Consider the following 11,335-nt stretch of genomic DNA (forward strand, 5'->3'; position numbering starts at 1 on the left):
CCGGTACTTACAACGATTCCAACGATGGTTCCCGGGCACATCGGGAGCCGGATGGATCAGCCGGCGACAAGGGGTTGGGATGGCGATCATCCAAATGGTTGATTCAGGCGGCGGGACGCCGAAGCCGAGGCCTGCGGCGAGTTGCCGGGGATACGCTGGGAGGCATGCAGTCCACCGGCGCCGCCACCATCCTCCGCGTGCTGCGGGTGTGCCTGCACGTCGGCTTCGCGGTGCTGCTGCTGGTGGCGGTTATTCGCTTGCTGACCGGAGTTGGCACGACCACAGCGCCATCACCGGTGGCCGTGGCGGCGGGGCTGGGGTTATCTGCCGTGCTGGCCTTGGTGTACCTCGCTGGCACAATCCTTGAGAAGCGCCATGCCGGCGATGCCTCCCGCTTCAACCCCACGCCGTATGCGCGGTGGTGGTTGGCCGCGGTCATGCTGCTCTGGTTGCTGCTCCTGCTGGTCAGTGGGGACTTCGCCTGGGTGGCATTCCCACTGTTCTTCCTGCTGCTTCACCTGCTCCCCCGGAGGCTTGCCCTCCCCGCAATTGCACTGAGCACGGCGCTGCTGGTGGGTGCTTTGTGGTTCCATAGCCGGGGAGCGGCAGGCGGCGGATTGCAGCTGGCCATGGTCCTGGGCCCGGTGTTTGGAGCCGTCTTTGCGGTGGTCACCGGGCTGGCCTACCGGGCGCTGTTCCTTGAAGCCGAGAACCAGCGAACCGTTGCAGACGATCTCCGGCGGACGCGCGCTGAACTCGCGCAAACCCAGCACGACGCCGGCATGCTGGCTGAGCGTGAACGGCTGGCCCGCGAAATACACGACACCCTGGCCCAGGGATTCTCCAGCATCATCCTGATGGGCAGGTCCGCGGAGAAGGCCTTGGATGACGGGGATCCGCAGGCGGCCAAGGAGCGCTTGAGGATTGTCCAAGACACGGCGTCGACCAATCTTGCGGAGGCGCGGAGTTTCGTCCGGGGCCTGCGGTCGCCCGATCTGGAGCAGTCCGGCCTGGTGGACACGCTGCGCAGGCTGTGCGGGAAGACGGAGACGGAAGCCGCTGCCAGGGGGACCGCCCTGCGTTGCCGGTTCCAGCTGGTGGGGACGCCCGTTGAGCTGCCGAACACGTACCAGACCACCCTGCTCCGGGCCGTCCAGGCTTCCCTCGCCAACGTGTGGGCGCACGCCCACGCGCGTGCCGCCGTCGTGACGCTGTCCTTCCTGGGCGAAGAGGTGACCTTGGACGTTTTCGACGACGGCGTCGGATTTGAGGCATCGACGGCGGCCGGTACGGTGCGTGGTGACGGCACCGGCGTCGGACTCAGGAGTTTGCGTGAGCGGCTGGCCGCACTGGAAGGCAGCCTGGAGATTGAATCGGCGCCCGGCGAAGGAACGGTGGTGGCCATTCGTATGCCGCTGCCGGCAGATGATGGTGTGTCATGAGCGAAATCAGGGTCTTGTTGGTGGATGACCACCCCGTGGTGAGGGCCGGACTCCGCGCCATGCTGGCGGACTTCCCGGGAGTCACGGTCGTTGCAGAAGCGTCCGACGGCGATGCGGCGCTGGCTGAGTTGGGCAAGTTCCACGCACTCGGTGAGCCGGTGGACCTGTTGCTTATGGACCTGCAGATGGGCAGTGGCATGGACGGGGTCACAGCCACAGGGAAAATCAAGGCGGGCGAGGCGGGAACTCCCCCGCCGCCTGTGCTGATTCTGACCACGTACGATACCGATGCCGATATCCTTGCGGCGGTGGAAGCGGGTGCCAGCGGCTACATGCTCAAGGATGCTCCGCCCGAACAGATCCGACAGGCGGTGCTGTCGGCGGCCGCCGGTCAAACTGCGCTGGCGCCTGAGGTTGCTGCACGTCTTATGGGCCGCATCCGGAATCCTGCCCCGGCGTTGAGCGCCCGCGAAGTCCAACTGCTGGAGCTGCTCGCCACGGGGATGAGCAACAGGGCCATGGCCAAGCAGCTCTTCATTTCAGAGGCCACTGTGAAGACACATCTGGTGCACATCTACTCCAAGCTCGGGGTGGATAACCGCACGGCTGCCATTGCCGTTGCGACGCAGCGCAGGATCATCCGCGGGCACTGAGTCCCGCCGCTCTGCCGGGCCTTCCCTGGCCTAGTTGCGTATATCAATTTTGGTGAAACGGTTGACCTTTGGGCTTTTTGCGGTGACGATTAGTGCACGTTTCGCTATGAGTTAGATCACGAAAAATCACTCGTCGAAAGTTGGCCCCACATGTCCGCACCCTCCTTGGGTCTGTCCGGAGCTGTCCCCAACAGTTCCGGACGCACCACAAAAGGTTCGCTAGCCAGGAAGGCCGCTTCGCTCGGCCTCGCCTCATTACTCCTAGCGGGAGCCATTCCCGCACTGTCCTTCGCTGATGCTGCGAATGCCGCTCCCGGCGATCCCGCCGCCATCAAATCCGTCACCCCCGAAGTACCTGTCGACGCCGCCGGAGTACCTCTCGGCGCGGTGACGGGTTTTACCCAGGCCGGCAACGTCGTAGACCTTTCCACCGAAAAGGGCGCCATCCGCGTCACCTTCCTGGACGACGGCAACTTCCGCTTGGAAGCTGACCCCAGTGGAACGTTCACGGACCCCGCCAACTCGGACCAGGGCGACCCGGCCAGGACCGCCAACATCGTGGTGGGCAAAGACAAGTTCCCGGGCGTCACGCCTGCTGTCACTGACGGTGATTGGCTGGTCCTGAAGACCGCAAAGATCAGCGTCGGGATCAACAAAGCCACCACCCAACTCCGCGTCGTCCGGGCTGACGGCTCACTGGTCCTTGAAGAATCCGCACCCATCACCTTCGGCGCCAACTCCGCCACGCAGCACCTCGCCCAGCAGGATGGGGAGCAGTTCATCGGTGGCGGCATGCAGAACGGCCGCTCCGTGCACACCGGCGCCCTGATCAACATCGCCAAGAACTTCGACTGGGACGACGACGGCTACCCCAATGCCGTGCCGTACTACATGTCCTCCAACGGCTACGGCGTCCTTCGTGACACCTTTGCCCGCGGCTCTTACAACTTTGCGGGGCAGCCCACCACCACCCACGAGGAAAAGCGCTTTGACGCCTATTACTTCGTGGGCGACTACAAGCAGTCGCTGGGCGCCTACACCACGCTGACCGGCAAGCCGATGATGCCTCCGGTCTACGCTCTGGAATACGGCGATGCTGACTGCTACAACCGGTCCAATCCGGGCTATTCTTCTTCCGGCTACGGCGATCCCGACGGCGCCAAGCAGCGCACTCCGGACGCCATCAAGACCGCGCGGAAGTTCGTAGAGAACGACATGCCCGCCGGCTGGATGCTGGTCAACGACGGCTACGGCTGCGAGTACCAGCAACTCCCGGAAACCGTCAGCAACGTCGAGGAAGAAACAGACCTCAAAGTTGGCCTGTGGACCCAGCGTTCCCTGACCAACCAGGAATACGAAGTGGGCGAAGCCGGCGTCCGGCTGCGGAAGCTCGACGTGGCCTGGGTGGGCCAAGGCTACCGCCAAGCGCTCACCGGGTGCGAAGCTGCGCACGGCGGAATCGAGCAATACTCCAACGCCCGCGGCACCTCGCTGATGGTTGAGGGCTGGGCCGGCTCCCAGCGTTGCGGCATGCAGTGGACGGGTGACCATTCAGGAAACCTCGACGCCGTCCGCTGGCAGGTCTCCGCCCTCACCGGTGCCGGCAACTCGGGTTTGGCGTTCACCACGGGCGACGTTGACGGCATCTTTGGTGGTTCCGCGGAGTCCTACGTCCGCGACCTTCAGTGGAAGGCTTTTGCCCCGGCGCTCTACTCCATGTCCGGCTGGGCCGCTACGGACAAGCGTCCGTGGCTCTATGGCGACGAGGCCACGGCCATCAACCGCCAGTACCTGCAGCTCCGCCAGCAGTTGATGCCCTTCATCTACACGCTGGCCCAGGAGTCCTCCACCACCGGCGTTTCGATGATGCGCTCCATGGCCCTCGAGTTCCCTGACCAGCCATGGTCATATGGAGCCGAGGCCAACAACCAGTTCATGCTCGGCTCGGATTTCCTGGTTGCTCCGGTCTTTACGCAGACCGATGTCCGCAACGGCATCTTCCTTCCCGAAGGCCAGCAGTGGGTGGATTACTGGACAGGCAAGCTCTACCAGGGCGGCCAGATCCTCAACGGCTACAACGCGCCGCTGGATAAGCTCCCGGTCTTCGTTCGTGCAGGAGCGGTGATCCCGCAAGGCATCGTGGCCCGCAACGCTTCCTTGGTTCCTGAAGATTCCATGATCACTTTGGATGTCTACGCCAAGGGCCAGGACACATTCACCCTGTACGAAGACGACAAGGTCACCCGCGAGTTCAAGGACGGCAAGTCGTCCAGCCAGCTCTTCTCCGTGGACGCTCCAGGCACTGGAAACAGCAGCGTCAAGGTGTCCATTGGTGAACGCAAGGGCGAGTACACCGGCAAGGCCGCAGCCCGGCCATACGAACTGAAGGTCCACGCGGGCGCAGCACCCAAGGATGTGAAGATCGGCGGCACCAAGCTTGCCCAACACTCCACCCAGGCCGCCTATGCTGCAGCAACCACGGGCTGGTACTTCGACGAAGCCAACAACGGCACCATCTGGGTGAAGACGGGCTCACTTGCCTCCAACCAGTCGGCCACCGTGCAACTCCAGCAGGCAGGCCCGCTGGGCGGCAAGAGCCAGGAAGACACGGCTGCTGAAGTCCGGGTGACCACCGGCGAGCAGGTCTTCCAGGACCAGGAAACCACTGCCACAGCGGCGTTCGTGAACACCGGAACCAAGGCCAAGACCAATGTGGTCCTGACGCCGGTGCTCCCGGAAGGCTGGACCGTGGTCTCTTCCTCCGGTGCCACTGCGGCCAAGGTCGAAGGTGGCGCGACAACCACGGCAACGTTCGTCATCAAACCCGGCTCCAGCGCCAAGGCGGGCCAACAGACCGTGCGGGTGTCGGCGTCGTACGCTGCTTCTGGCTCCAGCACGCAAACGGTGACGGGCGGCAACCAAATCTACGTCGCTTACGGTTCCTTGGCTGCCGCATACAACACCGTTTCGGTGACCACCGTTGCGGGCAAGGCCCTCGGAAACTTCGACGGCGGAGGGGCCACCTTCGCTGCCGAGCAACTGGCTGCCGCTACGGTTCCTGCTGGCGGCGTCCGTCCGGGGAGCACAGTAACGGTGGATGCCGGAAAGCCGACACAGGTGGACTACACCTGGCCTGCCGTTGGACCGGACGTGCCCAACTCCGTGGCGCTCTCTGCCCAGACGATCGCTGTCACGGGCAAGGGAACGCACTTGGCCGTCCTTGGGTCTGCCGCGGTGGGCAACGGCACCAGCCCAACCCTGACCCTGACATATGCCGATGGGAGCATGGAAAAACAGTCCATCTTCTTCCCCAACTGGCTGCAGCCGTCCGTCCTCAACGGGGCTGTCCTGGCGGTGTCTGAACAGGGCCGCAACAACGCCAACGGTCCCTCACCGGAGTACACGCAGTATAAGTATCAGGCGTTCTCCAACACTGTCCGGTTGAACCCCACCAAGGAGTTGGCATCCGTCACGTTGCCGACAGACACCCGGGTGAAGTTCTTCGACTGGAAGGTGACCTCACAGCCCTTGCCGGACGTTCCGGTGGGCTCCGTTTATGCCTCCGAAACCCCGTGGGTCCAGGCCTTGAATGGTTACGGCGTGATCGGCAAGAACGTGGCCAACAAGGACTCGGCATCGTCCCCCGACAAGCCGCTGGCCATCAACTACACAGACCCGGCAACAGGACAGCAGCCCGTGTTCACCAAGGGTCTTGGGGTCCACGCTGCCTCGAAGATCACGTATTACCTTGGCGGCAAGTGCACCTCGTTTACCTCGCAGGTGGGTCTCGAGAGCGGCTTCGGCGGCAACATCATCTTCAAGGTCAATGCCGACGGCGTGAACAAGTACCAGTCGCGCACCTACACCCCGGGGTTCGCTCCGGAATCGGTGTCTGTTGACCTGACAGGAGCGGCGTACGTGGAACTGGTGGTGGATCCGTCCGGCTCCATCAATGGCGCGCACGGTGTCTGGGGTGATGCCAAGTTCACCTGCGCTCCGTAGTTGGATGTTCCAGGCAGCCGTCGCTTGCCGCTCTTTCCCGGGGCTGGCAGGCGGCGGCTGTCCGCTTCCCGGGCACAACAAGAAACTGTCAGGGGAACGGGGCATAATGTGCCAAATGGGGAAACTGAAAATGCAGCAGGGTTTTGTCCTTGGTCTTGTAGCGCTCGTGATGGCTGGTTCGTTGACGGCCTGCGATGACGGCCGCGCCGGTGCGGAGGGAGCTGCCAAGCAGCTCGCGTCCTCCCTGGCAGCCCTCGACGTCGGATCGCTCGCCGTAGAGGGCAAGGACGCTGCCGCGGCCAATGATGAACTCAAAGCCGTCTTTGAGGGCTTGGGCGCGAAGCCCTCGGTTGCTTCGGGAGACGTCAAACTCGACGGCGATACCGCAACTTTCCCCCTTAACTACAGTTGGAACATTGGCTCGGCAAAATGGGAGTACAGCTCCGATGCCACGCTGAAGAAGTCCGGCGACAAATGGGCGGTTCAGTGGAGCCCGGCCCTGCTGGCGCCGCAACTCTCCGACGGCGAGACGTTGTCGGTCAAGACCGTTGCCGCCCAGCGCGGCCAGATCCTTGGCGCGGGGGACGCTCCTATTGTTGAGGACCGTCCGGTCTTCCGGGTTGGCATCGACAAGACCAAGGTTCCCGCTGAACAAGCGGACGCCTCTGCCCGTGCCATGGCAGCTCTGCTCGGCCTGGATGCCGAAGAGTATGCCAAGCAGGTTGCCGCCTCCGGCCCACAGGCTTTCGTTGAGGGCCTCGTCCTCCGCGCCTATACAGCTGAGATCACTGAGGCCAAGATCAAGGCTATTGCCGGCGGCGTCAGCATCCTGGACTCCATGGCGCTTGCACCCACACGCACCTTTGCCCGCGCCCTCTTGGGCAGCGTAGGCCAAGCCAGCGCTGAGCAGATAGAGAAATCCAATGGAGCCCTGCGCGCCGGAGACACCACGGGGACCGGCGGCCTGCAGCAAAAGTACGACTCCCTGTTGCGCGGCAAGGATGGCGTGGAGGTGGTGGCCACCCCGGCTGAAAAGACCGACGGCGAAACCCTCGGCACCAAGGTGTTCTTCTCGTCCCTTCCTGCGCCGGGCACTACGCTCAAGACCACCCTGGACCTGAAGCTTCAGCAGTTGGCTGAAGCAACGTTGGCAGGAATCGAACCGGCTTCCGCCATTGTGGCCATCAGGCCCTCGACAGGCGCCGTTCTTGCCGCTGCCTCCGGTCCGGGCAGCAACGGCTACAACACTGCGCTCCTGGGACAGTACGCACCCGGATCCACTTTCAAGATGGTTGATTCGCTGGCGATGTTCCGCAATGGTGCCACCCCGGATTCCAAGGTGGAGTGCCCCTCAACGCTGAATGTGGACGGCCGCACCTTCAAGAACGCCGAAGGCTACCCCGAAACATCACTGGGCTCCGTCGCCTTGAGGGACGCGTTTGCGCACTCGTGCAACACCGCGTTCATCAACGCCCGTGAAACCGTCAGTCAGGATCAACTTGAATCGGCTGCCCAGGCTTTGGGTGTGGCCGTTGAAGCCCCCAAGCTGGGCGCGGATGCTTTCCTTGGCTCGGTCCCCGGGGCCGCCGAAGGAACCGAGCACGCCGCCTCCATGATCGGCCAGGGCAAGGTCCTCTTCTCGCCACTTTCGGCCGCCGTTATGGCCGCTTCCGTCGCCAACGGGGCCCCGGTTTCACCGCAGCTCGTGCTGAACGCCGCCGCCGCGCAGGACCCCGGCGCTACTGCTGCCCCAACCGAAAGCGGCTCCGCCGCGCCGTCGTCCGCTTCCACTACGGCAAGCGCTGCACCGGCGTCCACCCAGCCGATCACCAAGGAAGAGGCCGCGTCACTGGCCGACATGATGCGCGCCGTGGTCACGTCCGGGCACGCTGGGTTCCTGGCCGAGGTTCCCGGCGCGCCCGTGGGAGCCAAGACGGGCACCGCGGAATTCGGCAACGACAACCCACCCAAGACCCACGCCTGGATCGTGGCGACTCACGGAGACCTGGCAGTCTCAGTCTTTGTTGAAGACGGCGGGCTGGGTGCCACCACCAGCGGGCCATTGTTGAAGTCGTTCCTGACCGCGGCGGGCTGAACCGGAGGCTGACCATGGCAGCAGACACCCAGTGTATGGTGGCGGGCGGAGGGCCGGCCGGAATCGTCCTGGGACTGCTGCTTGCCCGCGCCGGCGTGAAGGTGACTGTGCTGGAGAAACACGCCGATTTCCTGCGTGATTTCAGGGGCGATACCGTTCACGCCTCGACGATCCGGCTCTTGGACGAGCTGGGGCTGGGTGAGGGATTTCGTGCCCTTCCCCAGAGCAAACTGGGGAATTTCCGGCTACCCGCAGGATCCGGCGACTCCGTGGTCCTCGCGGACTTTGGACGACTCAAGGCGCCCTACAACTACGTGGCCATGGTCCCGCAATGGGACTTGCTGAACTTCCTGGTGGATGCGGCCCGGCAGGAACCTACCTTCACGCTGCTGATGAATACGGAGGCGACGGACCTGCTGACTGACGCTTCGGGGGCTGTGGTTGGACTGACGTACGGAACCCGTGATCCGCGGACTGGTTCTGTTGTGGGGAGCGGCGAACTACGGGCTCCTTTGACGGTGGCCTGTGATGGTCGCGGCTCGATTCTCCGGACGAAGGCCGGACTGGTCCCGCACGAATTTCCCGTGCCGTTTGATACCTGGTGGTTCCGGCTCCCGCGTACCGCAAACGAGGACCAGCCGGTAGCTTCCATTGCGCCGCGCTTTGGCACTTCAGATGTCCTGCTGAGCCTGACCCGCAAGGATTATCACCAGATAGCGTACTTGGCGGCCAAGGGTTTGGATCCTCAGTTAAGGGCTGAAGGGGTGGAAGCTTTCCGCACTAAGGTAGCCAGGCTGCGACCGGACCTTGCGGACCGTGTGGACACCATTGCCGCCATGGACGACCTCCACCTCTTGGACGTGAAACTCAACAGGCTGTCCCGGTGGCACAAGCCGGGGTTGTTGCTGATAGGGGACGCCGCCCATGCGATGTCGCCCGCTGGCGGCGTGGGCATCAACCTCGCAGTGCAGGACGCTGTGGCAGCAGCGCGCGTGCTCGCCTCGCCGTTGCTGCGGGAAAGGCTCGACGACGGCCACCTCGCCGCGGTCCAGAAGCGGCGTTGGCTTCCCACCGTCATGATCCAGTCCTTCCAGCGGGTGTTGCATCGTGTGGTGTTCGCACAGGTCATGGCGGGTAAGCAGCCGAAACCTCCCAAGCCGTTGCTCTTTGTTGCGCGGAATTTCCCCGGGTTCGGGAAGCTGCCCGCTCGAATGATCGCCTTCGGCCCGCGCCCCGAGCATGCGCCGGCCTTTGCGCGGAGGAAGCCTTAGGCGGGTGGTTCCGCCACCAACTGCCGTCGTCGAGCGTTGCCGACTGTCGCCGTCGAGCGTTAATACCGCGCCGTGGGAGGATTGAAACGTGGCCCATATTGACGTTTCCGGCATCGACTATTTCCTCTCCGACGGCACTCAGCTGCTCAATGGGGTGACCTTCAAGGTCCCCGACGGCACCAAGACTGCACTGATCGGACCAAACGGAACCGGCAAGACCACGCTGTTCAAGATCATCGCCGGTGACCTCACGCCGGACGAAGGTGTAGTGGGCCGGTCGGGCAACATGGGAATCATGCGGCAGTTCGTGGGCCAGGTCCGTGACGAGTCAACCGTCCGCGACCTCCTCGTTTCCACTGCCCAGGCGGGCCTCGCGGCTGCAGCCAAGGCGGTTGAGGACGCAGAGCTGGCCATGATGGAGCACGACGACGAGCCCACCCAGATGAAGTACGCCCAGGCGATCGTGGACTGGGGAGATGCCGGCGGGTACGACGTCGAGACCGTCTGGGATGAAGTGTGCATGGCTGCGTTGGGGATTTCCTTCGACAAAGCGCAGTTCCGCCGTGCCTCGACCCTTTCAGGCGGCGAGCAGAAGCGCTTGGTGCTGGAAGCGCTCTTTGCCGGTCCGGACGAGCTCTTGCTCCTGGATGAACCGGACAACTACTTGGATGTCCCCGGCAAGCGCTGGCTGGAGGGGAAGCTCAACGAGTCCAAGAAGACCGTGCTGTTCATCAGCCACGACCGTGAGCTGCTGAACAACGCGGCGGGTCGCATCGTGACGCTCGAGCCGGGTATCAACGGCGCCTCGGCCTGGATCCATGGCGGCGGGTTTGGATCCTACGTGGAGGCACGTGCGGACCGTAACGCCCGGTTCGAGGAACTCCGCAAGCGCTGGGACGAGGAGCACGTGAAGCTCAAAGAACTCGTCAACATGTACAAGAACAAGGCCGCTTTCCGCTCCGACATGGCCAACAGGTACCAAGCTGCGCAAACCCGCCTCGCAAAGTTCCTGGAAGCCGGGCCACCCGAGGCCTTGCCGATTGAGCAGAACGTCAAGATGCGCCTCAAGGGTGGGCGAACGGCCAAGCGTGCCGTAGTAGCTGAGAAGCTCGAACTGACCGGACTCATGAAGCCGTTCTCCACGGAGATCTGGTTCGGTGACCGTGTGGGCGTGCTCGGCTCCAACGGTTCCGGCAAGAGCCACTTCCTGCGCCTTCTTGCCACCGGTGGTACCGATCCGGAGCGTGAGCACCTGCCGGTGTCCGACGTCGTGATTGCTGAAGTGCCGCACGAAGGGACCGTGAAGCTGGGCGCCCGCATCAGGCCCGGGTTCTTCGCGCAGACGCATGTTCGTCCGGATCTTCTGGGCCGCACATTGCTGGAGATCCTGCACCGCGGCGATGAGCACCGCTCCGGACTCGCCCGCGAGGCGGCAGCCGGCGCCTTGGATTCGTACGGCTTGGCTGGTCAGTCCGAACAGAAGTATGAATCCTTGTCCGGTGGCCAACAGGCCCGCTTCCAGATCCTGCTGCTGCAACTGTCCGGCGCCACCCTGCTGTTGTTGGACGAGCCAACCGACAACCTGGACCTGCACTCCGGTGAGGCCTTGGAGCGTGCCATCGACTCTTTCGAAGGCACCGTCCTTGCGGTCACGCACGACCGCTGGTTCGCCAAGTCCTTTGACCGGTTCATGATCTTTGGGTCCGATGGAAAGGTCTACGAATCCGAAGAACCCGTCTGGGATGAGAAGCGGGTGGAGCGCGCCCGGTAACCCTCACCTTCCGCCGGTTTTCCGCGAACGCTCTTGCACTTGCTGCAGGAGCGTTCCGCTTTAACCCATGGGATGTGAGAGAGCGCCGATGAGCAAATGAT

General features: G+C 63.7%; 6 protein-coding genes. All 6 read left to right on the plus strand.

Annotated features, from left to right (window positions below; all coding sequences use genetic code 11):
* Positions 1 to 164: 164 nt before the first annotated feature.
* The 6 genes from ABIE35_RS13215 (at position 165) to ABIE35_RS13240 (ending at position 11,234) form a co-directional block, all read left to right on the plus strand.
* On the plus strand, positions 165 to 1,442 hold the full coding sequence (locus tag ABIE35_RS13215; RefSeq protein ID WP_354515519.1) for a sensor histidine kinase: 1,278 nt from the start codon (positions 165 to 167) through the stop codon (positions 1,440 to 1,442).
* Complete coding sequence (locus ABIE35_RS13220) at positions 1,439 to 2,095, plus strand: response regulator (RefSeq protein ID WP_354515521.1); 657 nt, start codon at positions 1,439 to 1,441, stop codon at positions 2,093 to 2,095. The genes ABIE35_RS13215 and ABIE35_RS13220 overlap by 4 nt, the downstream gene beginning before the upstream one ends.
* A gap of 150 nt (positions 2,096 to 2,245) precedes the next feature.
* On the plus strand, positions 2,246 to 6,097 hold the full coding sequence (locus ABIE35_RS13225) for an NPCBM/NEW2 domain-containing protein (RefSeq protein WP_354515523.1): 3,852 nt from the start codon (positions 2,246 to 2,248) through the stop codon (positions 6,095 to 6,097).
* A gap of 106 nt (positions 6,098 to 6,203) precedes the next feature.
* Entirely contained in the window at positions 6,204 to 8,192 is a 1,989-nt protein-coding gene (locus tag ABIE35_RS13230) for a penicillin-binding transpeptidase domain-containing protein (RefSeq protein WP_354515524.1), read from the plus strand.
* A gap of 14 nt (positions 8,193 to 8,206) precedes the next feature.
* On the plus strand, positions 8,207 to 9,463 hold the full coding sequence (locus ABIE35_RS13235) for an FAD-dependent oxidoreductase (protein WP_354515526.1): 1,257 nt from the start codon (positions 8,207 to 8,209) through the stop codon (positions 9,461 to 9,463).
* Between the two features lie 88 nt (positions 9,464 to 9,551).
* Positions 9,552 to 11,234 (plus strand): ABC-F family ATP-binding cassette domain-containing protein, encoded by a 1,683-nt coding sequence (locus tag ABIE35_RS13240; RefSeq protein ID WP_354515527.1) that lies wholly within the window; start codon positions 9,552 to 9,554, stop codon positions 11,232 to 11,234.
* The last annotated feature ends 101 nt before the right edge of the window (positions 11,235 to 11,335 follow it).

Origin of the sequence: Paenarthrobacter sp. 4246 (assembly GCF_040546855.1) — a bacterium.
Lineage (GTDB): Bacteria > Actinomycetota > Actinomycetes > Actinomycetales > Micrococcaceae > Arthrobacter.